Here is a 25,247-nt window from a genome sequence, read left to right as displayed (position 1 = left end):
GAGTCAGCGCAGCGGTCCGAAGCTGTTGCGGTTCCCGGTCCCCGGCCGTGAACCCCTTCAAACCTGGTTGGTGAGTCAGCCGGTTGGCGTGGAGGGGGGACTGGTGACAGCCGGCACCTCCTGACGGGCTGCTCAGGCACGTAAGTGACTTCGGGTCCGGGCAGGAGCGCTATACGTGGAACGGCACGGTGGTGATGACGAGGGGTGAGGCTCATGTGCAGGGCGAGCACGGGCTGGCGGAGGGAGGCCGCGTAGGCGAGGGCCCGCGAGGTCGAGCGTCGCGAGGGCGACGACGGTGAGGTGGCGGATCTCCCCGGGCAGTTCCTCGTTCTCGCCGTTCGTCTCCGGGTGTCGTCTTCCAGGCCGACTGTGCCGGACAGAGCCATGGCCGCCACTTTCAGGGCGGCCCGCCCGTTTTCCCGGCGGTGCCGAAAGGGGCCGGCCGTCCCAAGGGTGCCCGCGGTCGCCGGTAGTACGCTGGAAACACCGAGGGCATTCCGTACGTCAGCGGCCATGTTGGCGTCGTCGTCGGGAGCAGGAGAACGGGTGCCCGCACATCGCACCTGGATGAAGGTTTACGCCATGAACGACCTTTTCCATACGCCCGGACGGCGTGTGGCGTCATGCGGGATATCCGGTCCGTGAAACACGGCCGCTGACCGCCGTGCAGGACCGTACGAAATCCTGGGAGTGCGAGGGCAGTGCGGGCCCTGACCTGCAACGCGGGCGGCCGGGGCGCAGGAGGGACCGGATGACCGACCGAGAAGACGACGAAGACCAGAGCCCTGTGGGGGCGATCGGCCGTGTGACCGTGTCCATCCCTCCGGGCGGCCCGGGGGAAGTGCTCGTGGCGGTACGCGGCGGGACCGAGGCATTCGCCGCGTGGTCGCGGCATCCCATACCCAAGCACGAGCGCGTCATTGTCGTGGACCGCACCTCGGCCCGCTCCGTGGTCGTGGAGCACTTTCCCGACCCGTGAATCACGATTTCCGTGAATCACGACCCCGACAGGAGAATTCCATGCTGTTCTGGCATGTTCCCGCCCCCGACCAGGCAATGCTCATTTCCGGGTCGAAACGCCGGGCGGAGGACACACAATTCCGGATCGTCACCGGACACGGAAGCTTCGTCTTCCCCGTCAAACAAAAGGCCCGCTTGCTGTCCCTCGCGCTGCGCGAGGCCGAGATCACCGAGGACTGCGTGACGCAGCAGGGCATCCGCCTCAGGGCCCGAGCCGTCGCGGTGTTCAAAGTGGGTGACGACCCCGCTTCCATAGCCAACGCGGCCCGCCGCTTCCTGGCGGAACAGAACGCCATGGAGGAACTCGTGGGCCGGATCTTCGCCGGACACCTGCGCTCCATCATCGGCGGGCTGACGGTCGAACAGATCATCCGCGAACGTGATCGCGTCGCGCAGGAGGTCAAGGAAGCGAGCCACACAGAGATGGAGAAGCTGGGCATCGTCGTCGACGCCTTGCAGATACAGGAGATCGAGGACGTCTCCGGGTACATCGACAACCTGGCCGCCCCGCACGCCGCCGCCGTCGCCAGCCAGGCACGCATCGCGCAGGCCAAGGCCGACCAGGAAGCCGCCGAACGCGAACAGCAGGCCGCGGCGCTGAAAGCCGAGTACGAACGGGACACCGCCATCAAGCGTGCGGGGTTCCTCGCCGAGACCGAGCAGTCCAACGCCCGCGCCGCGCAAGCCGGTCCGCTCGCCCAGGCGAGGGCCACCCAGGAGGTCACGGAGGAGCAGACCGCCCTGGCCAGGCGCCAGGCAGGGCTGGCTGCGCAGCGGCTGGAAGCGGAGGTGCGGCGCCCCGCCGACGCGGAGGCCTACCGCCAGCGCACCCTTGCCGAAGCCCACCGCGATCAGGCCAAGTTCGAAGCGGACGGCGCCGCCTACACCGAGCGGACCATCGCGCAGGCACAGGCCGACGCCAACAACGCCCGTGCCGCCTCTCTCAGGGACGGCAACCAGGAACTGATCGCGGCCAACCGTGTCGTGGAAAATCTGCCCGCCCTCGCAGACGCCGCGGCCCGCGGTCTCGCGGGCGCCACCCTCACCGTCCTCAATGGCGCGACAGGGGTCAGCGAGGTGGCATCGGGGATCGTCGGCCAGGGCATGGCGATCCTCGACGCGCTCAAGAGGTCGACGACGATTCCACCTGGCGTGAACGGCGACCGGCCCCGGCCCGCCGAGAAGGCATGAACGGCAAGCGGGCGATCCGCGGCTCGCGCCGCTCCACCGCGGCGGCGCGCTGGGCGAGTCCCTCCTGGGGGCTTTGCGGTGCTTTCCGCCTGGTCGACGAGGCGAAGTGCCTGCTCCCGCCGGCGGTGGAGGTGGTCGCCGGGCGGGGAGGAACGGCGATACCGAGGACGAAGTCGCCTTCGTCCAGAGCGGGGCAGTCTGCTCCTCGGGAACCGGCGCCTCTTCGGCCTGCGGTGTGAGCGCGGCCAGTGACTCGTCCAGCAGGCCGAGCTTGAGCAGATCGTCCGCGGACTGCGCTCGCAGCGGGATCAAGCCGACGGCCCGGTCTACCTGACCGGGCCCTCGTTTTCTCCTGGCTGTTCGTCAGGCATGTCCAGGATGGCCTCCCGGGTGTACCGAGGGCTCCCTGGGGGTTTGGACAGAGCCAGGCCCAGGGTCTGCACGATGCGCAGAGCGCAGTCCCGGATGGACTGATCGTCCTTCTCGGGCGCCGCCGTGCTCCTGATCTCGTCACACACTCGGCTGAACTGCTCAGCGCTGATCGTTTGCCGACTTACCGGTTGCGCCATGGTGCGCTCCTCCTGGAAGGGCGGGCCGTTCCACCCGCTCTTCCAGAAAGCGCTTAGCACACGACAACGGCAACCGGAGAGAGCCAGACCGGGCGCGCAGGCAGTTGCGCCGCGCATCCCGTGTCGTCTCCGGGCGCCAGGGCCCCGACCGGCGGACCGGACAGCAGCCTTCCCGCCGATGGGAGAAGGCCAACGCCGCCCGCAACCGGGTGCGAGCCGAAGCCCTCACGGTTTGGTGATGTGACGGATCTTCCGGGCCGAAATACCCGGAATGCTGAGAGCCGCTGAGGCTCTGAGCAACGGTCACCAGTAGTGGCGTCGCCCTGCGACGGCGTGTCCCATCGCGCCGAGGACCCACAGGATGGCTCCGACGACCGCCAGGATGATCCCGATGGTCCACAGGATGGATATCCCGGTGACGAAGCCGACGACGAGCAGAATGACGCCCAGGATGATCATGATTTCTCCTTTGGGGAGTAGTTGCCGGTTCCCCTGTGAACTGCGATGGGCCACGAGGGCGTGGACACGGGAATGTCGTCCCCTCCTCACTCCGCGCGGTGTGGTTTGTGGCGGGCGACCTGCAGGCGGACCTCGGTGGGCATGTCAGGGAAGCCGGTGGACCGGCGGGCGGTTCGGAGCGGGCCTTCGCAGAGGGCAGCGAGGGCGGCGCCCGGTGCCCTCTGAGGGGTGAGGGTGAGCCTGACACGGGTGCGGGGGTGGGCGGGCCGGCCGGTGATGCGTACGGCCGCGTGCTCGACTCCCGGCAGGGCACCGGCTTCGGCGGCGATCGCGTCGCTGAGTGCTCGGTCGCGCAGTTCGACGCCTTCCTGCGGAGGTGTGCCGCCGACGGACAGTCCTCCGGGGCGGCGCCGGCGCAGTTGGGCGAGCAGCCACCACAGGGCGACCAGGGCGACGAGGGCGAGGGCGGCGATGACGGCGGGCCACCACCACCAGCCCTGGCTGCTCCAGCGAGCCCGGTCGGCGGAGCCGAGCAGGACGTCGTCCGGGGTGGTCAGGGGCCAGCCGGCGGGCGGGACCAGATCGTGTCGCCGGTACACGCCGAACCCGGCGAAGAGGATCAGCAGGCCGCCGCCGAGCAGGACCAGTCCGGCGAGGGCCAGCAAGCTGCGGTTGAGTACGGGTCGCGGCGTCATGGTGCGGACTCCGGGTCTGGGGTTCTCCGGTCAGTTGGTGCGCTGCCGCATCCGTACGACGATGCGGGGAGGGCGGGCGAGGGCGAGCCGGTCGCGTTCCTCGTCGAGGGCGGCGGTGAGGTCGTCCTTCACCTGTTGAGGGTCGCGGAAGCGGACGTCCGCGCGCGTTTTGACGCGGTGGCGGCGCACCCGGATGCGGGCTTTGCCGACCCCGGGTACCCGCATGGCGGCGTCGCGCAGTAGAGCGGCGGTGCCATTGCGGTCCAGGGAGACGCGCAGCCGGGGCGAGGGGGAGCGCAGGGGCAGCCAGTGACGTAGGCCGGGGGTGAGAGCCAGGACGATCAGCCAGACGCCGACGGCGGCGGCCACGGCGGCTCCCGTGAGCATCCACACGTCATCCACGGGGCGGGTGGCCAGTGCGTCGGTCAGGTGCCGTCGCCAGGCTGCCGCGGGGCGTCCCGCCCGCACGGCGACGACGTCGACCAGCGCGGCGACCGCCGCCACGAGGATCACCGAGGCGACCAGCGTGGCCGGAAGGCGACGCGCGGACCACGGGCGGTGGGTCCGGTGCCCTCTGTCGCCTTCGCCGGCCGTCGGGTTCGGCGGGGGCGCGTGGTCTTCGGGCGGACCGGGCTCTGCGGGCTCCCTCGGCTCCTCGGGCTCCTTCGTCAGCGGCACCGCGGCACGGCGCGGGGGTGGCGCGGAGTCGCGGGCGGGAGGGTCCGGGTCGGGTGTCATTCCGGTCCTCCTTCCTGCGTGGTGGGCCCGGCGGTGCGGGCCGGGTGGCTGGTCACAGGACCCGCCCGCGGTTCGCGCCGGAGGCGGTCACCAGCCGTCGGACGGTGAGGGTGACCTCTCCCACCCGCAAGCCGGTCAGCTGAGCCACCCGTTCGGCGACGTCCTGCTGGATCCGCTCGCAGACATGGGGGATGTCGGTGGGGTAGGGCAGTTCCATGGTCAGGTGCAGGCGCACCGATCCGCTCCGGACGGTGGCCGAGGCGCTGGGTGCAGCCGGTCCGCTCGGGTCGGGCGGGAGGGCGGCCCGCCGGGACTGGGCCGTGCGTGCGGCCTGGGTGGCGATACGGGCGACCACCCTGTCCGGGATGACGGTGGCACCCCGCTCGGCCGGCGGCGGCAGGCCGACGGCCCGCGCCGACGGGCCGGACCCTTGGCCCGGAGGCGGGGAGCCGGGCCGGGTCCTCACCGCCGCCTCCGTGCACGGAGGTCGAGGTCGCCCTGCAGGACGAGGCCGACGATCAGCCCCGCCGCCCCCAGGACAAGAACCAGAAGGAATGCCCAGAAGCCGCCGAAGTAACCGGCGAAGCCCAGGGCCATCCCGGCCGCGAGGCCTGTGGTCGCTGTGTTCATGATGCACTCACCCGTCTCGCGAGCGTCGTCCGCGTGATCAGCCGCTTACGCCGGGACGCGGCGGTGGCGGTGGTCGCGGCGGATCACCTCACGCGGCCCTCGTCCTGTTCGGACCCTTCCTCCTCGTCGGGAAGGTGGACGTCGTCGACGGCGATGTTCACCTCGACGACCTCCAGTCCCGTCATCCGCTCCACCGCGCTGATCACGTTGGAGCGCACGTCGCCGGCGACGTCGACGATGGAGACGCCGTACTCGACGACGACGTCCAGGTCCACGGCAGCCTGCCGCTCGCCGACCTCGACCTTCACCCCTTGTGCGACGCTGCCGCCTCCGCCGGGCACGCGCTCCCGCACAGCGCCGAAGGCACGGGCCATGCCCGCCCCGAGGTTGTGGATGCCCGGTACCTCGCGGGCGGCCATGCCGGCGATCTTGGCCACCACGCCGTCCGCGATGGTGGTCCTCCCCCGGGTCTCGGCCGGAGCTCCGGCTCCGGTACGGCCCTTCAGCGCGCTCACGCCCGCATCGGGTCGGCTGCCCCCGCCGACGCTGGTGATGTTGTCCGTCATGGCGGTCGCCTCGATCGGTCGGTCGGTCGGACACCGGCGTGGTGCCCCTCGAAACGTTGGACATGCGGGGCGGCGGATTCCTCACACACATGGTGTGTGATGTGCATCACATGCAAGGTGGTGGGTACCCGATCGTCCTGAACATGATGAGCAGGAGCGGCATGATCGAACGGACCGGCTCTTCCCTTCTGGGAGGCGACCTGCCGGATGGGCTGCTGGCTGTGTGGGCTGCCGAGGGGGACGAGGACGCCTTCGCTGTTCTCGTAAGGCGGCACAGCCGCCCTCTCCTCGGCCTGGCCCACTGCATGCTCGGTGACGCCCAGGACGCCGAGGAGGCCGTTCAGGACGCCTTCGTCAGCGCTTGGCGGCGACTGCCGGAATACCGCCACGATGCGGAGTTCCCCACCTGGATGTACCGCATCACCGTCAATCGCTGCCTGAACTCGCGACGCCACCGACCGCCACCCCTTCGACTGGACGCCGTCGCCGAACCCGCCACGGGCGACGCGTGGGGCCAGCCGGCCCGAGCCGCTGAGGAGGACGCGGAGACGGCCGCCCTGACGTGCGCGCTCGGCGAGCTGGACACCGGACAGCGTGTCTGCTGGATCCTGCGGGAACTGCAGGGCCTGCCCTACAAGGAGATCGCCGTCGTGACACAGACCAGTGAGCAAACGGTGCGCGGCAGACTGTTCAGGGCACGCCGGTCCCTGAAGGAGGCGATGGCCCCATGGCGCTAGACGACCCGCACGCGCAGCCTTCCGAACCGCCCGGAGGGGACGGGCCTCCCGACCGCTCGGCCATCGACGACGCGGCTCCGCTCGCAGGTGACGAGGTACTGACCTGCGGCCGCCTGCTCAGCCAGGTCTGGGAACAGGTACAGGACGCGACGCCGACCGCGGATCCGCACACCATGTCGTGTCCCCAGTGCCGCGAGGCCGTCGAGGGGCTGGCCAGGCTGAACGCGGCCACGCGGGCGCTGCGTGCCAAGGACCCTTCCGGCCTGCACGCACTGGTTGACCGCGTCATGAGCATCGTCAGGGCCGAGGTCCGGCTCGGACGGCTGCTGCCACTGGCCGACACGATGCTGGATCTGCTGATCGCCGAGAGCGCCGCGGTGAAAGTGCTGCGGCATGCCGCGGATACGGTCCCCGGGGCGAGGGCCGAAACCTGCCGGCTCGTGCCCGTGGGCGGCACCGGCGTGCAGGTGACCATGACCCTGGCCGCCGCCCTCGACCGCCCGCTGCCCGACAGGGTCGATCAGGTACGCGGGTCGATCACCAACGCCGCCGTACAAGCCCTGGGCATGGACGTGTCGGCTGTCGACATCATCGTGGTCGACGTACTGGAGCCACCCTCGTCCCTCGGCCCGGTGGGCTCGGGTCAGAACACGGGCGGTGGCCTCTGATGGCTGCCACCGGAACGCCGCCTCCCCTCAGCGTCGCGGCCTCGGCGGCCCTCGCGGTTCCCGGTGTGGCCGGCCTGCAACCCCGTCTCGCCCACCGCCTCACGGCAGCCGCCTCGCCCGCAGGACCGGAGACAACAGCTCAACGCGCCCCCGAGGCCGGCGTCCGCGTCGACCGGGTGCCCGACGGCCCGGGATGGCACGTCGAGGTGCGCTGCGTCCTGACCGAAGGCCACCGAGCGGTGGACACCGCCCGCAATGTCCATGACCAGGTACGGGCCGCTGTCCTCTCCTACCTCGCCGCACACGACGCCCCGGTGGCGGTCACCGTGACAGTCAGGGTCACGGTCACCCGCATCGCCGCCCGGGACCACACAGTCTGAGCGCCGCACACGACGGCCGGCGACGTCCTCGATGTACAGTGTTGGGTTTCAGCTGCCGTACCCTCTCTGCCGCCCCCCCCCGCACACCTTGTAGCGACGGGCCGGTGAGCCGAGTCCGTCCACGATGCTGAGCAGGGCCCGCCGGTCTTGAGCGATCTCATCGGCGATGTGCTCCAGACGGGAGCCGTGGACAGTGCGGCGATGTCGGTGGGCCACGTGCCGCGCGAGGCCGTCGCCGAGGGTGGCTCCGGCCAAGGGCTGCCCTGGGGCACCCCCTTCTCCAGCTCGCCCGCAGCGGTCGGGCGTCCGGTTGCTGCCGGCGGGCGGCCCATTCGTCGGCAGTGGACGTACTCGATCGGGGCCTGGGCGAGTGGTTCCCGGGAGCGGTGCACGAACGCCTGCCCGAGCAGCCGACCCGCCCCAGGAAGACACCCCACGGTGCGAAATACTCTCCCGATGAGTTCACGCACTTCCCCGATCAGCCGGCCGATCACGATACGGAGGGCCGTCGCGCGGGATGCCAAACGGCTCACGCGGCTCGTGCGTGGCTCAGGCGCCTACGAGGGCAAGTACGCAGCCGCAGTGGCGGGCTACCGGGTCGGTCCTGATTACATCGAAGCCCACCGCGCCTTCGTGGCCGTCGGCGCCGACGAGCACGGAGGACGGGTCCTCGGGTTCTACTCGCTCGTCCTCGCTCCGCCGGAGCTCGACCTGTTGTTCGTTGCCGACGACGTGCAGGGACGGGGTATTGGACGACTGCTCGTCGCGCACATGCAGTCCGAGGCCCGTGCCGCCGGGCTCGACCGTGTCAAGGTCGTCTCGCATCTTCCCGCCGGGGACTTCTACCACCGCGTCGGTGCGGTGCGGACCGGGACCGCGCTCGCGAACCCGCCCGCCGTGCCGTGGGACCGTCCCGAATTCGAGTTTCGCATTCCTTCGGAATGACGCGGTGTGCCGGTTGGCGGGGCACCGGCTTCGCCTGCATGGTGGCCGGCTTGCGGGAGCCGCTGGACGCCACGCACTCCGTGTGTGCCGTCGGAGCCGCTCTTCCTGAAACGTAGCACTCGGAGCGGATCAATATCTGTGCTCGCGAAGTGAGGCTTTGACGGACCGCGTAGTGAGAGTTTTTGCTGCACTGAGCAGAGTGGAATTGCGTAATGTGCACGGGCCGTTCCAGTGTGCTACTGTCGATCTCAGTTGCAGTTGTGGTTCCCGAAACTTCGAGTGCCCCACCCGGTTCTTTCGGTTGGGAGCGCTTGTGTATTTCCGGTCATTTCCGGGCGGGGTAATCATCGCGGCGACATGGCGTCCGCGCAGTGCGGATTCCGATGTACTGCCCCGAAGGAGATATGACATGGCTACTGGTACCGTGAAGTGGTTCAATGCGGAAAAGGGCTTCGGCTTCATCGAGCAGGACGGTGGCGGCGCTGACGTGTTCGCGCACTACTCGAACATTGCGGCGCAGGGCTTCCGTGAGCTGCTCGAAGGCCAGAAGGTAGCCTTCGACATCGCACAGGGCCAGAAGGGCCCGACGGCCGAGAACATCGTTCCGGCCTGACGCTGACGCACATTTTGTAGCTGGGGCCCGCGTCCTTCGGGGTGCGGGACCCAGCTGCACGCGTCCCCCGCGGCGGTTCCACCTGCGGGACGACTCGGCGGAATCCGCAGTCTCACCACGCGCGGCTCCTCCTTCAGTGATGCAGGAGCGTCCTGAAGAGCTGCGCCGCAGCCGACGCCCGGATCTTACGTCCCCATTGCGTCACCCATTTCGGCGCCTGTGCCCCGGATATTTCCGCCGGCCCGAGTCTGTTTTCTTTTGCCGCCGGTTCATACCTGTAATTCTCCATGCCGCTCATTGCTGCGGGAATTCCTTGATATGTGCCACATCGAGGAAGGTTCCGCATGAACCGCACACGCACGAACGACCGCTTCGACCGCTCCCGTCACGGCAGTGCCGACGCCGAAAAGGGCGGCAGTCGCATGGGCTCGCAGGCACCGCGCCGTTCCGGCGGCCCTGCCCGTTCCGGCGGCTACGGCCGTCGGCCGGCCGCAGTGCGAGGTGAGTTCGCGCTCCCCAGGACGATCACCCCCGCGCTGCCCCCCGTTGAGGGCTTCGCCGATCTCGGCATGCCCGAGCACCTGCTGACCGAACTCGGCAAGCAGGGTGTGACCGCACCGTTTCCGATCCAGGGAGCGACGCTGCCGAACTCCCTGGCGGGCCGTGACGTACTGGGCCGCGGGCGCACCGGTTCCGGCAAGACCCTCGCCTTCGGCCTCGCTCTGCTCGCCCGTACCGCTGGACAGCGTGCTGAGCCCCGTCAGCCGCTGGGGCTGATCCTCGTACCGACGCGTGAGTTGGCGCAGCAGGTGACCGACGCGCTCACACCGTACGCCCGTTCCGTCAGGCTGCGGCTGGCCACGGTGGTGGGCGGGATGTCGATCGGCCGGCAGGCCGGCGCGCTGCGCGGCGGGGCCGAGGTCGTCGTCGCGACGCCCGGACGGCTCAAGGACCTCATCGACCGTGGCGACTGCAGGCTGAACCAGGTGGCCATCACGGTGCTGGACGAGGCCGACCAGATGGCCGACATGGGGTTCATGCCGCAGGTCACCGCGTTGCTCGACCAGGTGCGTCCGGAGGGGCAGCGGATGCTGTTCTCCGCCACCTTGGACCGTAACGTCGACCTGCTGGTTCGCCGCTATCTGACCGACCCTGTCGTGCATTCGGTCGACCCGTCGGCCGGTGCGGTCACGACGATGGAGCACCACGTCCTGTACGTCCATGGCGCCGACAAGCACGCCGCCACGACCGAGATCGCCGCCCGCGACGGCCGCGTGATCATGTTCCTGGACACCAAGCACGCCGTCGACCGGCTGACCCAGGACCTGCTCAACAGCGGGGTACGCGCCGCCGCGCTGCACGGCGGCAAGTCGCAGCAGCAACGCACCCGCACGCTGGCGCAGTTCAAGACGGGGCACGTCACCGTGCTGGTGGCAACCAATGTCGCGGCGCGCGGCATCCACGTCGACAACCTCGACCTGGTCGTCAACGTCGATCCGCCGACCGACCACAAGGACTACCTCCACCGCGGCGGCCGTACCGCCCGCGCCGGCGAGTCCGGCAGCGTCGTCACGCTCGTCACACCGAACCAGCGCCGCGGCATGGTCCGCCTCATGTCGGACGCCGGAATCCGGCCGCAGACCACCCAGATCCGCTCGGGAGACGAGGCCCTGAGCCGGATCACCGGCGCCCAGGCCCCGTCCGGCATCCCGGTCGTCATCACCGCACCGGTGGTCGAACGCCCCAAGCGCAGCGCCTCCTACCGAGGCCGACGCCGCCCTTCTTCGGCGACCCGGCGCGCCCCCGTACGCCGGCCCGTCCTCGACGCGGCGGCCTAGAACCTTCGTGATCAGGAAGTTGACCCACCTCTGCAGGAGGCACCTTTTGACGCTGATTCAGATGCAGCCCCGATCGGCGGACGCCAACCCCGTGCACAGGACGGCGGTGGAGGTCATGGACGCGGCCGGACCGCAGGTCTGTGACGACATGAGCGTCGAGGTGGCGCTGGCCGTCATGACCGCCGCGCGCACGGGCCGACTGGTCGTCTGCGATCAGGACGACCAGCGCATCGGCCTGGTGACCCGAGCCGACCTCACCGCCGTCCGCGACAGCGGCGCTCACACGGACCGCGTCCGCCTGCGCGACATCCTCGGCGACCACGGCTCGTCCACCTCACCCGTGACCACGAGCACGCGATGCGCTCCCGTCGGCCCGGTGCTCTGCGAGTCGTAGACGAGCAAGGCAGCGCCCCGGGCATCCTCGCCCTCTCCTTCCGAAACGCCTCGCCCCTGGTCGGACCGTTCTTCCCTTCTCCCTGTGAGGCCACATGCGCTGCGTCATCGCCCGCTTCCCCTTCGAGCTCACCAAGGACGGAGTGCTGGAATCGATGAAGGGCATCAAGCCCGAACCGGTCACCGGAGAATCGGTGATCATCGGCCGCCGGCACTACCCCGTCAAGCAAGTCGGCCAAGTCCTCACCCGCCAGGACCGCCGTGACTTCAGCGCCGCCGAAGTCCTCCGGGCCATGACTCGACTCGGCTTCACCTGCCGCGCCCTCCCCAAGGCCGCGCCTTCGGACATCCCCGGCTCGCTAGAGCACGCCTCCGCGATGCTCGGCACCCCCGTGACGGTCTGACCGGGTAAACAGGCACGAGCCGACATCTGAACAGCAGTGTGGGCCCGACCGGTACGCCGGTCGGGCCCACACTGCGTGCAACGGGTTCCCGTCGCAGTCGCTGCCGTGAGCCCGTGCTTCCACCGCGGCACCCGCGTGCACACTTCCACGAGCTGCTCGACCACCCCGGGATCGTCGAGGGCGGCGCAGACCCTCGTGCCGCGCCCGTCAACGGCCGACCTGCTGGGCGTCACGGCTGGAGGCGTCCGGCCCGGTCGGTGGTGGTCTTCGCGAGACGCAGTGTTGGCCGGATGCCCGCCGACGGTAGCCGCGGCGCAGTCGGCGACGTCACCGCTCAGTCCGACGTGCTGCGCTTGAACCACCCATGGACCGGCCGAGGCGGATTACCTCATCTTCGAGCGCGCGGAAATCTATGTCGGCCAGAGTAGACATTGGGTGGCGGTGTGGTTATGGTTTCTCTCGTAGCCGAGATCAAGCGAGGCCCGGCAGAGATGAACTGCCGGGCAGCAACAGTTGGAGTTCGCAGAACGGTGCGGTGGTGGAGTTCCGAAGCCAGAGCGGTTGCAGGACGGTGACGGGACTGACGACCGGACCGGGTGGCCCGCAGTGATCAGGGGCCGCCATGAGCAGTACCGCAGTGGCAGTACCCGCAAGTGAAGGTTCGCAGTACCCAGCAGTGAGTAGTTGATCAAGAGGGAAGAACGGAGGAGCCGAACGCCATCAGGATCGCCCGGGTGGAAGTCTTGGGCCCGGGTACCGCAGGACATCGATAGTGAGGTGGTCTCCGGTCAAGCAACCGCGATCCCCGCGCCCCCGACAGCGACTCGGTCGGGTCCGCGGAAACAGAGGGCCGGTGCAGAATCAGGGCCGGCAGATGGTGTAGTAGTTCCTTCGGGGCCCTGGTGCCAGTACGGCACCAGGGCCCCTCCACGCGTTCCACAGAGAGGTGCAATGACAGCAGACGACGCGTTCGGCCGTATCGACGACGACGATTACCCCGCCTACACCATGGGCCGGGCCGCCGAGATGCTCGGCACCACACAGGGCTTCCTTCGCGCCATCGGCGAAGCCCGCCTCATCACCCCACTCCGCTCCGCAGGCGGCCACCGCCGCTACTCCCGCTACCAACTGCGTATCGCCGCCCGTGCCCGGGAACTCGTCGACCAGGGCACCCCCATCGAGGCCGCCTGCCGGATCGTCATTCTCGAAGACCAGCTCGAGGAAGCCCAGCGCCTCAACGCCGAATATCGCCGCGCCGCCGAAGCAGCGAACCCAACCACAGAAGCATGAGATGAGCGTGCCCGTCAGCGCCGGCGGGCACCGCGCGCGCCCGGTCTCGGTGTGCGGCGTGATGATTTCCTATGGTGACACGGTGTGTGGACGTGTAGCGTCTGCGTCAGCTGTCGTGGTTCGGAATTCCCTCCTGCCCGCGCCTTTGGTGTGGGCGTTTTGCTGTGCTGTGCCGCAGGGACCAGGGCGATCACCTCCGCCTGCCACAGGTAGTGGAAGGCTTCATCGGCTGGAAGGCATAAGACATGGCAACGGGAACTGTGAAGTGGTTCAACGCGGAGAAGGGCTTCGGCTTCATCGCCCAGGACGGCGGCGGCCCGGACGTCTTCGCGCACTACTCCGCGATCAACTCCACGGGCTTTCGTGAGCTCCAGGAGGGCCAGGCCGTGACGTTCGACGTCACCCAGGGCCAGAAGGGTCCGCAGGCCGAGAACATCAACCTGGCCTGACCTCGCGCCCTGCGCGAGGGATCGCGCGCACCGCGTCCGGTGGCCGCCGCCCGTGCGAGTCGGGCCGCCCACCCGGACGAAGGCGCCTGCTCTCGTGCCGGGGCTGCACAGGATCAGGGGCCGCACAGCAATGGCTGTGCGGCCCCTGATCTGTGGAGGGCCGTGCTGTCGGGCTGCGGCTCAGGCGTCGATGATGACGGGGATGATGAGGGGCTTGCGGCGGTGGGTGCGGAACGCCCAGTTCGCCACGGCGCGGGCGACGAGTTGCTCGAGTTGGCGCGCGTCCCCGACGCCTTCCTCGGCCGCGGTGGCCAGGGTCTTCTCGATGACGGGGATGACCGGCTCGAAGGTGGCGTCGTCGTGGACGAAGCCGCGGGCCAGGAAGTCGGGGGCCTCGGCGAGGGCGCCGGTGTCCGCGTCGACGATCGCCACCACCGTGACCACGCCTTCGGCGGCGAGGGTGAGGCGGTCCTTGAGGGACGCCTCGGTGGCGCCGCCGACTTCCATGCCGTCCACGTAGACGTTGCCGGCGGGGACCTTGCCGGTGATGGACGCGCGCCCGTCGACCAGGTCGACGACGACGCCGTCCTCGGCGATGACGACCCGGTCGGGGTCGACACCGGTACGGATGGCGAGGTCGCCGTTGGCCCGCAGGTGGCGCCATTCGCCGTGCACGGGCATGACGTTGCGGGGCTTGACGATGTTGTAGCAGTAGACGAGTTCGCCGGCGCTGGCATGCCCGGAGACGTGCACCTTGGCGTTGCCCTTGTGGACCACGTGGGCGCCCCACCGGGTGAGTCCGTTGATCACCCGGTAGATGGCGTTCTCGTTGCCGGGGATGAGGGAGCTGGCGAGCAGGACGGTGTCGTCCTTGCCGATGCGGATCATGTGGTCGCGGTTGGCCATCCGTGACAGCGCGGCCATCGGTTCGCCCTGAGAGCCGGTGCACACCAGAGTGATCTTGTGGTCCGGGAGCTTCTCCAGCTCCTTCGTGCTCACGAGCAGACCGGAGGGGACCTTCAGATAGCCCAGGTCACGGGCGATGCCCATGTTGCGGACCATCGACCGGCCGACGAAGGCGACCTTCCGGCCGTGCTGGTGGGCGGCGTCCAGAACCTGCTGGATGCGGTGCACGTGGCTGGCGAAGCTGGAGACGATGACCCGGCGCGGCGCGGTGCGCATCACCTGCTCGATCGCCGGGTTCAGCTCTCGCTCGGAGGTGGTGAAGCCGGGTACCTCGGCGTTGGTGGAGTCGGTGAGGAACAGGTCCACGCCCTCCTCGCCGAGGCGGGCGAAGGCGCGCAGATCGGTGATGCGGTCGTCGAGGGGGAACTGGTCCATCTTGAAGTCGCCGGTGTGCAGCACCATCCCGGCCCGGGTGCGGATCGCGACCGCGAGGCTGTCGGGGATGGAGTGGTTGACCGCCACGAACTCGCAGTCGAAGGGGCCGAAGCCGCGCCGGTCGCCCTCCCGCACCCGCACCGTGCGCGGCCGGATGCCGTGTTCCTTGAGCTTGGCCTCCAGGAACGCCAGCGTCAGCTTGGAGCCGACGACGGGAATGTCGGACCGCTCACGCAGCAGGTACGGCATGCCGCCGATGTGGTCCTCGTGGCCGTGGGTGAGGACCACGGCCACGACGTCGTCCAGCCGGTCCCGGATCGAGGTGAAGTCCGGCAGGATCACGTCCACGCCGGGCTGGGTCTCCTCGGGGAAGAGCACGCCGCAGTCGACGATGAGCAGCTTGCCCGCGTGCTCGAAGACGGTCATGTTGCGGCCGATCTCACCCAGGCCGCCAAGGGCGATGACCCGCAGCCCTCCTTCGGGAAGAGGCGGGGCGGCTTTCAGCTCGGGGTGCGGATGACTCATACCCTGACGGTACCTGGAGAGCGGGGCGGGGTGATCCATTGCCTGTGTGCTCCAACGAGCACAGGGTGCTGCGGGTGACCCGCGGCACCGCTCGCAGGTGCGGGCACTGACGAGGACGGTCTTGGCCTGCCGGCCCAGCGAATCGGACAGCTCACCGAGCAGATCCAGGACTTTGACAGCCGCCCCGCCCGGTTCGTGGAACGCCACGCCCCGCAGCTGCTCACGGTGGTGGGTATCGGTCCGGACACGGCCGTCATCGCCTCGAACGCTACGCTGCCCAGGGAGGTCTTCCACCTGGTCGGGACCACACAGTCATGACCCCGACACAGGGGAAGTCGTGAGAGATGAGAGGGTCTGACGGGTGAGCGAGACACCACCGAACACCCTGCAATACCGCTTCGACGGGCGAGAAGACGCCCCAGTCCTGATCCTGGGTCCCTCACTGGGCACGACCTGGCACATGTGGGACCGGCAGGTCCCCGAGTTGGTGAAGCAGTGGCGTGTGTTCCGGTTCGATCTGCCGGGACACGGGGGAGCGCCCGCGCACCCCGCCGACTCGGTCTCCGACCTGGTCACCCGGCTGCTGGCCACCCTGGACGGACTGGGGGTGCAGCGCTTCGGCTACGCCGGGTGCGCGCTCGGCGGCGCGATCGGCGTCGAACTGGCGCTGCGCCACCCGGAGCGCCTCGCCTCCCTCGCGCTGATCGCCACCTCGCCGCGGTTCGGCACCGCCGACGAGTTCCGGCAGCGCGGGGTGATCGTCCGGACGAACGGGCTCGACCCCATCGCGCGCACCTCCCCGGAACGGTGGTTCACCACCGGTTTCGCCGCCGCGCAGCCCGCGATCACCGAGTGGGCCGTGCAGATGGTGCGCACCACCGACCCCGGCTGCTACATCGCCGCCTGCGAGGCCCTGGCCGTGTTCGACGCCCGCGCCGACCTCGGCCGCATCGGCGTTCCCACGCTGGTCCTGGTCGGCTCCGACGACCAGGTCACCGGCCCCGCCGAGGCGCGCACCCTGGTCGCCGGCATACGCGACGCCCGCCTGGCCGTCGTGCCCGGCGCCTCCCACCTGGTACCGGTGGAGCAGCCCGTCGCCGTGACCGACCTGCTGGTGCGTCACTTCTCCAGCGCCTGGCACCCCGGTTTCGAATCGACGACCGGACACATGGCGGTCGTCGGCCCTCCGGTCAAGCCAGTGCTCGCCCCGCCTCCGCAGAACGCGCCCATCGCCGAGATCGCCCCGGCGCCGGTGCCGGCCCAGGCGACGGGCGGGGCGGACCGGTACGACTCCGGTCTGAAGATCCGCCGCGAGGTGCTGGGCGACGCGCACGTGGACGGGGAGCTCGCCGAGGCGGAGGACTTCTCCGGTGACTTCCAGGAGTTCCTGACCCGCTACGCCTGGGGCGAGATCTGGGACCGGCCCGGCCTCGACCGGCGCACCCGAAGCTGTGTCGCCCTCACCGCCCTGGTCGCGGGCGGCCAGCTCCAGGACGTCGCCGCCCACATCCGGGCCGCCCTGCGCACCGGCCTGACCCCGGACGAGATCAAGGAAGTGCTGCTGCAGACCGCGGTGTACTGCGGGATTCCGGCTGCGGGCGCCGCCTTCCGGGTCGCCCAGCAGGTCATACGCGAGGAGACCACGCTCACGGAGTGACCCGTCGCCCGGACCACCCGCGCGTCCGGCGCACGGGTGGTCCAGGCTGGGTGCATGAGACTCACGAAGATGTCGCACGCCTGCGTACGCCTGGAGAAGGACGGGCGGACGCTCGTCATCGACCCCGGCGGTTTCAGCGAGCAGGACGCCGCGTCCGGCGCGGACGCGATCCTGGTCACCCACGAGCACGCCGACCATTTCGACGAGGGCCGGCTGCGCACCGCCCTGGAGTCCCGTCCCGGAGCCGAGATCTGGACCCTGAAGTCCGTCGCGGGGCAGATCGCCGCCGCCTTCCCGGGCCGCGTCCACACCATCGGCCACGGCGACGCCTTCACCGCCGCGGGCTTCGACGTGCAGGTTCACGGCGAGCTGCACGCGGTGATCCACCCGGACATTCCCCGGATCACCAATGTCGGCTACCTCGTCGACGGCGGCCGCGTCTTCCACCCGGGCGACGCGCTCACCGTGCCCGAGGTCCCGGTCGAGACGCTGATGCTGCCGGTGATGGCGCCCTGGAACAAGATCTCCGAGGTGATCGACTACGTCCGCGAGGTCGGCCCGCAGCGCACCTACGACATCCACGACGCCCTCCTGACCGACCTGGCCCGCCCGATCTACGACCGCCAGATCGGCGCCCTGGGCGGCGCGGAGCACCTGCGGCTGACCCCGGGAGCAACAGCAGAGGTCTGAGCCGTCTCCCACCCCGGCTCCCTGGCCGCGGGCCCTGACCCCGGGCCCCGCCCGCCGGCCCCAGGCTCCTGGCCCCGGACCCCTGCCCTCGACCTCGGGACCCCCGCTCCCGGCTCCCGACCCCGGCCGCTGGCCCGGGTCCTGACCTGGCTCCTGGCCCCGGCCCCGGCCCGGGTCCCCGGCCCCCGGCCTCCGGCTCCTAGCCGCCGCCCCCGCCCCCGCTCCCGGCCCCGGGGGTGTTGTCAGTGGGGCCCGGTAGGTTGTGAGGCATGCGCATCGCGACCTGGAACGTGAACTCGATCACTGCCCGACTGCCCAGGCTGCTGGCCTGGCTGGAGAGCAGCGGCACGGACGTGCTGTGCCTCCAGGAGGCCAAGGTCGCCGAGGACCAGTTCCCGTTCGAGCAGCTCCGCGAACTGGGCTACGAGGCGGCGGTCCACGCCACCGGCCGGTGGAACGGCGTGGCGGTGCTCTCCCGCGTAGGCCTCGACGACGTGGTCCGGGGCCTGCCCGGCGACCCCGGCTACGAGGGCGTGGAGGAGCCCCGGGCCATCTCGGCGACCTGCGGCCCGATCCGCGTCTGGTCGGTGTACGTGCCCAACGGCCGTGAGGTGGAACACCCGCACTACGCCTACAAGATCCAGTGGTTCGAGGCCCTCAGGGCGGCCGTCGCCGGCGACGCGGGCGGCAGCCGCCCCTTCGCCGTCCTCGGCGACTACAACGTCGCGCCGACGGACGACGACGTCTACGACCGTGCCGCCTTCGAGGGCTCCACCCACGTCACCCCGGCCGAGCGCGCCGCCCTGACCGCCCTGCGCGAGGTCGGCCTCTCGGACGTCGTCCCCCGGCCGCTGAAGTACGACCAGCCGTTCACGTACTGGGACTACCGCCAGCTCTGCTTCCCCAAGAACCGCGGCATGCGCATCGACCTGGTGTACGGCAACGAGCCCTTCGCGAAGGCAGTCACCGACGCCTACGTCGACCGCGAGGAGCGCAAGGGCAAGGGCGCGTCCGACCACGCCCCCGTGGTGGTGGACCTCGACGTCTAGGGACTCTCAGGCCGCGACCGGCCGCGACCGGCCGCGACCGGCCCCGGCCGGTCCGCGCGCCTGTGGTGCGAACGGGGGTGCGGATGTCACCCTGGGGCCATGGACATCCCCTTCCTGGACAGGTGGCGCAAAAGGCGGGACTCGTCCTTCGGTGCCGTGGTGTTCTCCGAGGGATCCGAGGGATCCGAGGGATCCGAGAGCCGGGCGGGCCTCGCCCAACTCCTCTCCGAGTGCGAGCTGTTGCGTTCCCAGGTGTCCGGCACGGGCCTGCGGCTCGACGACTCGGCCGCCTCCCTGGAGGCGCTGGACCAGTTGCTGCCGCGCTGGCGCGACGACGAGGAGACCCTGACCTGGCTCGGCAACGACGTCGGTCTGTACCTGGGCACGGTCGTCGTACGGACCGTCCCCGGCGCCGGCTGGGAGATCGGCCCCGGCGGCCGTCCGGTCGTCCGGCTTGCCTCCGGACGCGAGATCGACGTGGTGACCGCCGGGCACGACTGGGCCAGCGCCGGTGCGCCCGAACTCTCCCAGCTCTACGCGGAGATCGCGGAGGTCTGAGCGCCCGGACGGCCGGGGCGGCGGGGCCGCCGAAGGGCGTTTCCGCACACCGCCGGGACCGGCGGGCCGGACCTCGACTACGATGTTCCGCTCGTCCTAGTGATGATGGCGCCTCGGCCCACCGTCACCGGGACGGGGACGCTGCTGCCGGGTGAGGCACCCCCACGGCGGCCCCTCGATCGTAGGGGGCAGCAGGTCACAGAGAGCCATACCCGGCCGGCGGCAGCCGGAGATCACTGCTCGCGCGGCAGGACGGATCGATATGACGGACCGTCCGCCGGCGAGGAGAAGGTCAGCTGCGCGCCGGACGGGTTGTGCTCGCCTTCTCCCTCGTCACGTGCTGGTGACGCTTGTTGACGGCTCGGCCTCCGGCTCCGGCAGAGGGGCCCGCGCCGCGCGGGTCACGTCCGCGACGAGTTCGACCACGTCCGGGCCGTAGGCGTCGGAGTTGACCACCTTCAGCAGCAGCACGAAGGAGCCGCTGCCGTACTTGCGGGCCAGCCGCTCGTGGTTGCGGGCCAGATAGCGGGTCCCGGCCTGGTTGTCGATCGCGCGCTGGCCGCAGAACAGGAACACCGGCCGGGTGCCGCTGCGTTCACCGGCGGTGAGACGGGCCAGCAGTACGTACTCCGTGACGCCCGGGTCCATGCGGTAGTGCTCGGTGCCGATCTGGAAGGCGCACCGGTCGCGGCCGGGCTTCCGGTCGGTGTTCACCCGCACGCCCGGCAGCATGGCCGTCATGTGCGCGATCATCCGCCGGTTCGACCCAGGGCCCCCCACGCAGAACTCCGTGCGCTCACCGAATCCCTGATGGACCGTGTCCTGGGTGACCATCTGGGCGTTCGCCCCGCAGCTCTTGATCAGGGCGGCGAGTTCGAGCAGGGCGAACACGTCGAACCGGTGCACCGCGAGTTCCGCCGTCGCCGGGTCGCGGTTGACCACCAGCAGCGACTCGGCGTGGTCGGGCAGCCCGAGGAAGGCCTGCTTGCGGCGCAGCTTGCGCCGCCACAGATAGGTGCGGGCCAGCCAGCCGAACGCGGCGCTGACCGCCGTCGCGGCCACGCCCAGGACGATGTTGCGCACGTCGTCGTTCATGGCCGCGCATGGTAGCCGGTCCGGCGCACCTTTGTTCGACACTCGACTGGCCCTGCCACCCTGACGAGAGCATGGCAATGAATTAGGCTGCGCGAACGGTCAGGCAACCGAACCACAACGAGCGTGGAGGTGTGGATGCGTCGCCCTGTCGCACGGAAACTGGCGGTCCTGGCGGTCTCGGCCGCCGTGGTGTCGGTGGGCGCCGCGGCCCCGCCCACCGCCCCGCAGAAGGCGAAGCCGAGACCGGTCCAGAAGGTCCCCGTGGCGGCCGGCTACGGCGGCGCCGTGGCCAGCGTCGACGCGGACGCCTCCGCCGCCGGTATCGAGGTGCTCAAGCAGGGCGGCAACGCCGTGGACGCGGCCGTCGCCACCGCCGCCGCCCTCGGCGTCACAGAGCCCTACTCCGCCGGCATCGGCGGAGGCGGCTACTTCGTCTACTACGACGCACGCTCCCGCACGGTGCACACCATCGACGGCCGCGAGACCGCCCCGATGACCGCCGGCTCGAACCTCTTCGTGGAGAACGGCAAGCCGCTCGCCTTCGAGGACGCCGTCAGCAGCGGTCTGAGTGTCGGCACCCCGGGCACGCCCGCCACCTGGCAGACGGCGCTGGACCAGTGGGGCACCAAGCGCCTGGGCACGGTCCTGAAGCCGGCCGAGAAGCTGGCCCGCGACGGATTCACCGTCGACGAGACCTTCCGCTCGCAGACCGCCGCCAACGAGACGCGCTTCCGCTACTTCCCCGACACCGCCCAGCTGTTCCTGCCCGGCGGGAAGCTGCCGGCGGCCGGCTCGACCCTGAAGAACCCCGATCTCGCGCGCACCTACCAGCAGTTGGGCGCCAAGGGTGTCGGCGCGATCTACCAGGGCGACCTCGGCAAGGACATCGTCAGGACCGTCAACCACCCGCCCGTGGACCCCAAGTCGGGCTGGAACGCCCGTCCGGGCAGGCTGTCCACCAAGGACCTCGCGGCCTACCGCGCCAAGCTCCAGGCGCCCACGCGGACTTCGTACCGCGGTCTGCGGGTGTTCTCCATCGCGCCCTCCTCCTCCGGCGGCACGACCGTCGGCGAGGCGCTCAACATCCTTCAGCGCACGGACCTCGCCACGGCGAGCGAGCTCCAGTACCTGCACCACTACATCGAGGCGAGCCGCATCGCCTTCGCCGACCGCGGGCGCTGGGTCGGCGACCCCGCCTTCGAGGACGTGCCCGCGAAGGAACTGCTGTCGCAGAAGTTCGCCGACTCCCGTGCCTGCCTGATCAAGGACGACGCGGTCCTCACCAGCCCGCTCGCGCCGGGCGACCCGCGCCACCCCGGGGCCTGCTCCCGCGGCGGCACGGCCGCGCCGACGACGTACGAGGGCGAGAACACCACCCACCTGACGGTCGCCGACCGGTGGGGCAACGTCGTCGCCTACACCCTCACCATCGAGCAGACCGGCGGCAGCGGCATCACCGTGCCCGGCCGGGGCTTCCTGCTCAACAACGAGCTGACGGACTTCTCCTTCACCCCGGCCAACCCGGCCGTGCACGACCCGAACCTGCCCGGTCCGGGCAAGCGGCCGCGCTCGTCCATCTCGCCGACGATCGTGCTGGACCGCCTCGACCGGCCGGTGGTGGCGCTCGGTTCACCGGGCGGGGCGACCATCATCACCACCGTGCTGCAGACCCTGACCGGGTTCCTCGACCGGCATCTGTCCCTGGCCGACGCGATCGCCGCACCGCGCGCCAGCCAGCGCAACGCCGCCCAGACCGAACTCGAACCCGCCCTCTACGACAGCGTGTTGAGGAAGCAGTTGGAGGCGATCGGACACTCCTTCAAACTCAACCCGGAGATCGGCGCCGCCACGGGCATCCAGAGCCTGCCCGACGGCAGGTGGCTTGCCGCCGCGGAGAAGGTGCGCCGGGGCGGCGGCTCGGCGATGGTGGTGAATCCGTCACCCTGAACGGTCACACGCCGGGGCCCGCCTCCCGAAAGGGACGGCGGGCCCCGGCGGTTCCCCGCGCTCACTCCGTCGACGAGGGCGATGAAGACGGTGAAGGCGGCGGCTCCTCCTTGTTCTGGGCATTCTGGGTGTTCTGGGCGTCGAACGTGAGCCGGTCGTCCTTCGCGTCCACCACGACGCGCCCGCCCTCGCGGACCCGGCCGGCCAGCAGCAGCCGGGAGAGCTGGTTCTCCACCTCGCGCTGGATGGTGCGGCGCAGCGGACGGGCGCCGTACTCGGGCTGGTGACCGTGCCGGGCCAGCCAGTCCACGGCCGCCTCGGTGAACTCCACCGTCACGCCCTGCGCGTGCAGCAGCCGGCGTGTCTTCTCCAGCAGCAGGTTGGTGATCTGCCGCAACTGCTCGGCGGTCAGCTGGCGGAAGACGACGATCTCGTCGATCCGGTTGAGGAACTCGGGCCGGAAGTGCTCCCGCAGCGGCCTGAGGATCTGCTCGCGCCGCGCCTCCTCGTCCGCCTCCGCGCCGCCCGCGCCGAACCCGATGCCGGCCCCGCGCCGCGTGATCGCCTCCGAACCGAGGTTGCTGGTCATCACGATGACGGTGTGCGTGAAGTCCACCGTACGGCCCTGGGAGTCGGTGAGCCGCCCGTCGTCGAGCACCTGGAGCAGGATGTTGAAGACGTCCGGATGCGCCTTCTCCACCTCGTCGAGCAGCAGCAGCGAGTACGGATGCCGGCGCACCACCTCGGTGAGCTGGCCGGCCTCCTCGTGGCCCACGTAGCCGGGCGGGGCGCCCACCAGCCGGCTGACGGTGTGCCGCTCCTGGTACTCGCTCATGTCCAGGCGGACCATGCGGTCCTCGCTGGAGAACAGGACCTCGGCCAGCGCGCGGGCCAGCTCGGTCTTGCCGACACCGGTCGGGCCGAGGAAGAGGAAGCTGCCGATCGGCCGGTCCGGGCTGGCCAGCCCGGCGCGCGAGCGCAGCACCGCCTCCGAGACCGCGCTCACGGCCTCCTCCTGGCCGACGACCCGCCGGTGCAGGTGCAGCTCCAGGCCGAGCAGGCGCTCCTTCTCCTCCTGGGTGAGACTGCTGACGGGGATGCCGGTCTGCCGTGACACCACCTCGGCGATGGCCTCCGCGGTGACCTCCAGATGCTGACCCTCGTCGGCCTCGCCGCCGCCGGTGGCCTGGCCGATCCGTTGCTTCAGCTCGGTGATCCGGTCGCGCAACTGCGTGGCCTGCTCGTACTGTTCGTCCGCGACCGCCTGGTCCTTGTCCAGGGTGAGCTGCTCGACCTCGCGCTCCATGGCCCGTACGTCGGTGCCCTTGGTGCGCGCCCGCAGCTTCACCCGGGCACCGGCCTGGTCGATCAGGTCGATCGCCTTGTCCGGCAGACGGCGCTCCGTCAGATGGCGGTCGGACAGGTCCACGGCGGCCGTCAGCGCCTCGTCGGTGTAGCGCACCTGGTGGTGGGCCTCGTAGCGGTCGCGCAGCCCGCGCAGGATCTCCAGCGCGTCCGCGGTGGACGGCTCGGGCACCAGGATCGGCTGGAACCGGCGGGCCAGCGCCGCGTCCTTCTCGATCCGCCGGAACTCCTCCAGCGTCGTCGCGCCGACGATGTGCAGCTCGCCGCGGGAGAGGGCGGGCTTGAGGATGTTGCCCGCGTCCATCGCGCCGCCCTCGCCGCCCGCACCGGCGCCGACGACGGTGTGCAGCTCGTCGATGAAGACGATCAGCCGCTCGGAGTTGGCGCGGATCTCGGTGACGATGTTGTTCAGGCGTTCCTCGAAGTCGCCCCGGTACCGGGTGCCCGCGACGACGCCCGTCAGGTCCAGGGACACCACCCGGCGGCCGATCAGGATGTCGGGCACGTCCCCGTCGGCGATCCGCTGCGCCAGACCCTCCACGATGGCGGTCTTGCCGACGCCGGCGTCGCCGATGAGCACCGGGTTGTTCTTGCCCCGCCGGGAGAGCACCTCGATGGTCTGCTCGATCTCCTGCTCCCGCCCGATCACCGGGTCGATGCGCCCCTGCCGGGCCAGCTCGGTCAGATCGCGCCCGTACTTGTCCAGGGTCGGCGTCGAGGTGGACCGCTGTCGCTCCGTCCCGGGCGGCGCGGCGGCCTCCGGGGCCTCGGGCGGCCGGCCGGAGGAGGCGAACCGGGCCGCGTTCAGGATGTGCCCGGCCGCCGAGTCGGGGTTCGCGGCGAGCGCGCTGAGCACGTGCTCCGGGCCGATGTAGCCGGCGCCGCTGGCCCGCGCCATGTCGTGCGCGTCGAGGAAGGCCCGTTTGACGGCCGGGGTGAGCGAGAGGGAGGTCGGCGGCGGGGTCTCGCCCGGCGGGTGCTGGACGGGGCCGGCCCGCTCGTCGATCTGGGTCGCGAGCGAGTCGGGGTCCGCACCGGACCGGCTGAGCAGGCTGCGGGTGGGCTCGGCGGAGAGCGCGGCCCGCAGCAGGTGCTCGGTGTCCAGGTCCCGGCTGCCGTGCTCCGCGGCGTACATCGCCGCGCCCCGCACCAGTTCCCGGGCGGGCTGGCTCAGCAGCCGGCCGATGTCTATGTGCCGGGGGCCGGGGTGCGGTCCGCCGAAGAAGCGGGCGAAGAGTTCACCGAAGGGGTCGCGGTCGCGGTCGCCCTCCGGGCCGTTGAAGCCGCTGGTCATCGCTGTCCGTTCCCTCGCTGACAGTGGCTCCCGCCGGGTAACCGGGTGGGGGGCGTTTCATGCCACGATGGCATGGTCCGGTTCCTGGGGCATGTTCAGAGCGCCTGTGAGCTCGGGATCGGCGGCTTGTTTCGCGGGCCC

At 70.6% G+C, this 25,247-nt stretch carries 25 protein-coding genes and 1 pseudogene; 17 read left to right on the top strand and 9 right to left on the bottom strand.

The genetic code is table 11. The features are described 5' to 3' along the window. Nucleotides 1–751 precede the first annotated feature (751 nt). Nucleotides 752–979, top strand: coding sequence for a hypothetical protein (locus ACIOWN_RS14280; RefSeq protein WP_326804798.1), 228 nt, complete (start codon nt 752–754; stop codon nt 977–979). A gap of 41 nt (nt 980–1,020) precedes the next feature. Further along, entirely contained in the window at nt 1,021–2,211 is a 1,191-nt protein-coding gene (locus tag ACIOWN_RS14275; protein WP_362354093.1) for an SPFH domain-containing protein, read from the top strand. 872 nt (nt 2,212–3,083) lie between these two features. Here the strand turns inward: ACIOWN_RS14275 and ACIOWN_RS14270 are convergent. The 6 genes from ACIOWN_RS14270 to ACIOWN_RS14245 all read right to left on the bottom strand — a co-directional run bounded on the left by ACIOWN_RS14270 (nt 3,084) and on the right by ACIOWN_RS14245 (nt 5,868). Further along, nucleotides 3,084–3,239 (bottom strand): DUF6131 family protein, encoded by a 156-nt coding sequence (locus ACIOWN_RS14270; RefSeq protein ID WP_326804801.1) that lies wholly within the window; start codon nt 3,237–3,239, stop codon nt 3,084–3,086. 86 nt (nt 3,240–3,325) lie between these two features. Beyond that, a complete protein-coding gene (locus tag ACIOWN_RS14265; protein WP_362354091.1) occupies nt 3,326–3,934 on the bottom strand; it encodes an alkaline shock response membrane anchor protein AmaP in 609 nt (202 codons plus the stop codon). A gap of 30 nt (nt 3,935–3,964) precedes the next feature. Next, nucleotides 3,965–4,672 carry a DUF6286 domain-containing protein gene (locus tag ACIOWN_RS14260; protein ID WP_401982347.1) on the bottom strand — a complete coding sequence of 236 codons (708 nt, stop codon included), beginning with the start codon at nt 4,670–4,672 and terminating at the stop codon, nt 3,965–3,967. Between the two features lie 52 nt (nt 4,673–4,724). After that, the gene (locus ACIOWN_RS14255) at nt 4,725–5,138 is read right to left on the bottom strand and encodes an Asp23/Gls24 family envelope stress response protein (RefSeq protein ID WP_401982345.1); all 414 of its coding nucleotides are present in this window, start codon (nt 5,136–5,138) and stop codon (nt 4,725–4,727) included. After that, nucleotides 5,135–5,302: a hypothetical protein gene (locus ACIOWN_RS14250; protein ID WP_326804805.1), complete on the bottom strand. Its 168-nt coding sequence runs from the start codon at nt 5,300–5,302 to the stop codon at nt 5,135–5,137. Before ACIOWN_RS14250 ends, ACIOWN_RS14255 begins: the two co-directional genes overlap by 4 nt. 83 nt (nt 5,303–5,385) lie before the next feature. After that, entirely contained in the window at nt 5,386–5,868 is a 483-nt protein-coding gene (locus tag ACIOWN_RS14245) for an Asp23/Gls24 family envelope stress response protein (RefSeq protein WP_362354085.1), read from the bottom strand. 161 nt (nt 5,869–6,029) lie between these two features. On the opposite strand from ACIOWN_RS14245, the gene ACIOWN_RS14240 reads away from it, so the two are divergent. The 10 genes and pseudogenes from ACIOWN_RS14240 (at nt 6,030) to ACIOWN_RS14195 (ending at nt 13,585) form a co-directional block, all read left to right on the top strand. Then, on the top strand, nt 6,030–6,605 hold the full coding sequence (locus ACIOWN_RS14240) for a sigma-70 family RNA polymerase sigma factor (protein ID WP_362354083.1): 576 nt from the start codon (nt 6,030–6,032) through the stop codon (nt 6,603–6,605). After that, nucleotides 6,596–7,273 (top strand): hypothetical protein, encoded by a 678-nt coding sequence (locus ACIOWN_RS14235; RefSeq protein WP_401982343.1) that lies wholly within the window; start codon nt 6,596–6,598, stop codon nt 7,271–7,273. The genes ACIOWN_RS14240 and ACIOWN_RS14235 overlap by 10 nt, the downstream gene beginning before the upstream one ends. Next, complete coding sequence (locus tag ACIOWN_RS14230; protein ID WP_362354079.1) at nt 7,273–7,653, top strand: hypothetical protein; 381 nt, start codon at nt 7,273–7,275, stop codon at nt 7,651–7,653. Before ACIOWN_RS14235 ends, ACIOWN_RS14230 begins: the two co-directional genes overlap by 1 nt. A gap of 456 nt (nt 7,654–8,109) precedes the next feature. Continuing rightward, entirely contained in the window at nt 8,110–8,598 is a 489-nt protein-coding gene (locus tag ACIOWN_RS14225) for a GNAT family N-acetyltransferase (protein WP_362354077.1), read from the top strand. A gap of 409 nt (nt 8,599–9,007) precedes the next feature. Then, nucleotides 9,008–9,211 (top strand): cold-shock protein, encoded by a 204-nt coding sequence (locus ACIOWN_RS14220; protein WP_362354075.1) that lies wholly within the window; start codon nt 9,008–9,010, stop codon nt 9,209–9,211. A gap of 344 nt (nt 9,212–9,555) precedes the next feature. Continuing rightward, on the top strand, nt 9,556–11,049 hold the full coding sequence (locus tag ACIOWN_RS14215) for a DEAD/DEAH box helicase (protein WP_401982340.1): 1,494 nt from the start codon (nt 9,556–9,558) through the stop codon (nt 11,047–11,049). Between the two features lie 46 nt (nt 11,050–11,095). Continuing rightward, nucleotides 11,096–11,481, top strand: a pseudogene (locus ACIOWN_RS14210) (CBS domain-containing protein); the annotation flags it as partial. 56 nt (nt 11,482–11,537) lie between these two features. Then, entirely contained in the window at nt 11,538–11,846 is a 309-nt protein-coding gene (locus tag ACIOWN_RS14205) for an SCO5918 family protein (protein ID WP_362354071.1), read from the top strand. Nucleotides 11,847–12,797: 951 nt separating this feature from the next. Next, nucleotides 12,798–13,136: a MerR family transcriptional regulator gene (locus ACIOWN_RS14200; protein WP_362354069.1), complete on the top strand. Its 339-nt coding sequence runs from the start codon at nt 12,798–12,800 to the stop codon at nt 13,134–13,136. Between the two features lie 245 nt (nt 13,137–13,381). After that, a complete protein-coding gene (locus ACIOWN_RS14195) occupies nt 13,382–13,585 on the top strand; it encodes a cold-shock protein (protein ID WP_030052720.1) in 204 nt (67 codons plus the stop codon). Nucleotides 13,586–13,765: 180 nt separating this feature from the next. On the opposite strand, the gene ACIOWN_RS14190 is transcribed toward ACIOWN_RS14195, so the two are convergent. After that, nucleotides 13,766–15,451 (bottom strand): ribonuclease J, encoded by a 1,686-nt coding sequence (locus ACIOWN_RS14190; RefSeq protein ID WP_362354067.1) that lies wholly within the window; start codon nt 15,449–15,451, stop codon nt 13,766–13,768. 361 nt (nt 15,452–15,812) lie between these two features. Here ACIOWN_RS14190 and ACIOWN_RS14185 point away from each other — a divergent pair, with 361 nt between their 5' ends. The 4 genes from ACIOWN_RS14185 to ACIOWN_RS14170 all read left to right on the top strand — a co-directional run bounded on the left by ACIOWN_RS14185 (nt 15,813) and on the right by ACIOWN_RS14170 (nt 19,405). Continuing rightward, nucleotides 15,813–17,108 (top strand): alpha/beta fold hydrolase, encoded by a 1,296-nt coding sequence (locus ACIOWN_RS14185; RefSeq protein WP_362354065.1) that lies wholly within the window; start codon nt 15,813–15,815, stop codon nt 17,106–17,108. A gap of 54 nt (nt 17,109–17,162) precedes the next feature. Then, nucleotides 17,163–17,798 (top strand): MBL fold metallo-hydrolase, encoded by a 636-nt coding sequence (locus ACIOWN_RS14180; RefSeq protein WP_362354063.1) that lies wholly within the window; start codon nt 17,163–17,165, stop codon nt 17,796–17,798. 269 nt (nt 17,799–18,067) lie between these two features. After that, the gene (locus tag ACIOWN_RS14175) at nt 18,068–18,847 is read left to right on the top strand and encodes an exodeoxyribonuclease III (protein ID WP_362354061.1); all 780 of its coding nucleotides are present in this window, start codon (nt 18,068–18,070) and stop codon (nt 18,845–18,847) included. Between the two features lie 99 nt (nt 18,848–18,946). Further along, on the top strand, nt 18,947–19,405 hold the full coding sequence (locus ACIOWN_RS14170) for a DUF6278 family protein (RefSeq protein ID WP_401982336.1): 459 nt from the start codon (nt 18,947–18,949) through the stop codon (nt 19,403–19,405). 333 nt (nt 19,406–19,738) lie between these two features. On the opposite strand, the gene ACIOWN_RS14165 is transcribed toward ACIOWN_RS14170, so the two are convergent. Further along, nucleotides 19,739–20,500, bottom strand: coding sequence for a hypothetical protein (locus tag ACIOWN_RS14165; protein WP_401982335.1), 762 nt, complete (start codon nt 20,498–20,500; stop codon nt 19,739–19,741). 135 nt (nt 20,501–20,635) lie between these two features. Between ACIOWN_RS14165 and ggt the strand changes: the two genes are divergently transcribed. Then, on the top strand, nt 20,636–22,447 hold the full coding sequence (gene ggt, locus ACIOWN_RS14160) for a gamma-glutamyltransferase (protein ID WP_401982333.1): 1,812 nt from the start codon (nt 20,636–20,638) through the stop codon (nt 22,445–22,447). 61 nt (nt 22,448–22,508) lie between these two features. Here the strand turns inward: ggt and ACIOWN_RS14155 are convergent, their stop codons facing one another. Next, nucleotides 22,509–25,106: an ATP-dependent Clp protease ATP-binding subunit gene (locus ACIOWN_RS14155; protein WP_362354054.1), complete on the bottom strand. Its 2,598-nt coding sequence runs from the start codon at nt 25,104–25,106 to the stop codon at nt 22,509–22,511. Nucleotides 25,107–25,247 lie beyond the last annotated feature (141 nt).

The sequence above is a fragment of the Streptomyces sp. NPDC087787 genome, from assembly GCF_044743035.1.
Classification (GTDB): Bacteria; Actinomycetota; Actinomycetes; order Streptomycetales; family Streptomycetaceae; genus Streptomyces.
The sequence above is the reverse complement of the archived record's forward strand: the minus strand, read 5'-3'. Positions and strand labels throughout refer to the sequence as shown.

Bases quoted from the DNA above. Each gene is read 5' to 3' on its own strand.
- ACIOWN_RS14280 (WP_326804798.1), top strand. From the start codon at position 752: ATGACCGACCGAGAAGACGACGAAGACCAGAGCCCTGTGGGGGCGATC.
- ACIOWN_RS14275 (WP_362354093.1), top strand. From the start codon at position 1,021: ATGCTGTTCTGGCATGTTCCCGCCCCCGACCAGGCAATGCTCATTTCC.
- ACIOWN_RS14270 (WP_326804801.1), bottom strand. From the start codon at position 3,239: ATGATCATCCTGGGCGTCATTCTGCTCGTCGTCGGCTTCGTCACCGGG.
- ACIOWN_RS14265 (WP_362354091.1), bottom strand. From the start codon at position 3,934: ATGACGCCGCGACCCGTACTCAACCGCAGCTTGCTGGCCCTCGCCGGA.
- ACIOWN_RS14260 (WP_401982347.1), bottom strand. From the start codon at position 4,672: ATGACACCCGACCCGGACCCTCCCGCCCGCGACTCCGCGCCACCCCCG.
- ACIOWN_RS14250 (WP_326804805.1), bottom strand. From the start codon at position 5,302: ATGAACACAGCGACCACAGGCCTCGCGGCCGGGATGGCCCTGGGCTTC.
- ACIOWN_RS14245 (WP_362354085.1), bottom strand. From the start codon at position 5,868: ATGACGGACAACATCACCAGCGTCGGCGGGGGCAGCCGACCCGATGCG.
- ACIOWN_RS14240 (WP_362354083.1), top strand. From the start codon at position 6,030: ATGATCGAACGGACCGGCTCTTCCCTTCTGGGAGGCGACCTGCCGGAT.
- ACIOWN_RS14235 (WP_401982343.1), top strand. From the start codon at position 6,596: ATGGCGCTAGACGACCCGCACGCGCAGCCTTCCGAACCGCCCGGAGGG.
- ACIOWN_RS14230 (WP_362354079.1), top strand. From the start codon at position 7,273: ATGGCTGCCACCGGAACGCCGCCTCCCCTCAGCGTCGCGGCCTCGGCG.
- ACIOWN_RS14225 (WP_362354077.1), top strand. From the start codon at position 8,110: ATGAGTTCACGCACTTCCCCGATCAGCCGGCCGATCACGATACGGAGG.
- ACIOWN_RS14220 (WP_362354075.1), top strand. From the start codon at position 9,008: ATGGCTACTGGTACCGTGAAGTGGTTCAATGCGGAAAAGGGCTTCGGC.
- ACIOWN_RS14215 (WP_401982340.1), top strand. From the start codon at position 9,556: ATGAACCGCACACGCACGAACGACCGCTTCGACCGCTCCCGTCACGGC.
- ACIOWN_RS14205 (WP_362354071.1), top strand. From the start codon at position 11,538: ATGCGCTGCGTCATCGCCCGCTTCCCCTTCGAGCTCACCAAGGACGGA.
- ACIOWN_RS14200 (WP_362354069.1), top strand. From the start codon at position 12,798: ATGACAGCAGACGACGCGTTCGGCCGTATCGACGACGACGATTACCCC.
- ACIOWN_RS14195 (WP_030052720.1), top strand. From the start codon at position 13,382: ATGGCAACGGGAACTGTGAAGTGGTTCAACGCGGAGAAGGGCTTCGGC.
- ACIOWN_RS14190 (WP_362354067.1), bottom strand. From the start codon at position 15,451: ATGAGTCATCCGCACCCCGAGCTGAAAGCCGCCCCGCCTCTTCCCGAA.
- ACIOWN_RS14180 (WP_362354063.1), top strand. From the start codon at position 17,163: ATGAGACTCACGAAGATGTCGCACGCCTGCGTACGCCTGGAGAAGGAC.
- ACIOWN_RS14175 (WP_362354061.1), top strand. From the start codon at position 18,068: ATGCGCATCGCGACCTGGAACGTGAACTCGATCACTGCCCGACTGCCC.
- ACIOWN_RS14170 (WP_401982336.1), top strand. From the start codon at position 18,947: ATGGACATCCCCTTCCTGGACAGGTGGCGCAAAAGGCGGGACTCGTCC.
- ACIOWN_RS14165 (WP_401982335.1), bottom strand. From the start codon at position 20,500: ATGAACGACGACGTGCGCAACATCGTCCTGGGCGTGGCCGCGACGGCG.
- ggt (WP_401982333.1), top strand. From the start codon at position 20,636: ATGCGTCGCCCTGTCGCACGGAAACTGGCGGTCCTGGCGGTCTCGGCC.
- ACIOWN_RS14155 (WP_362354054.1), bottom strand. From the start codon at position 25,106: ATGACCAGCGGCTTCAACGGCCCGGAGGGCGACCGCGACCGCGACCCC.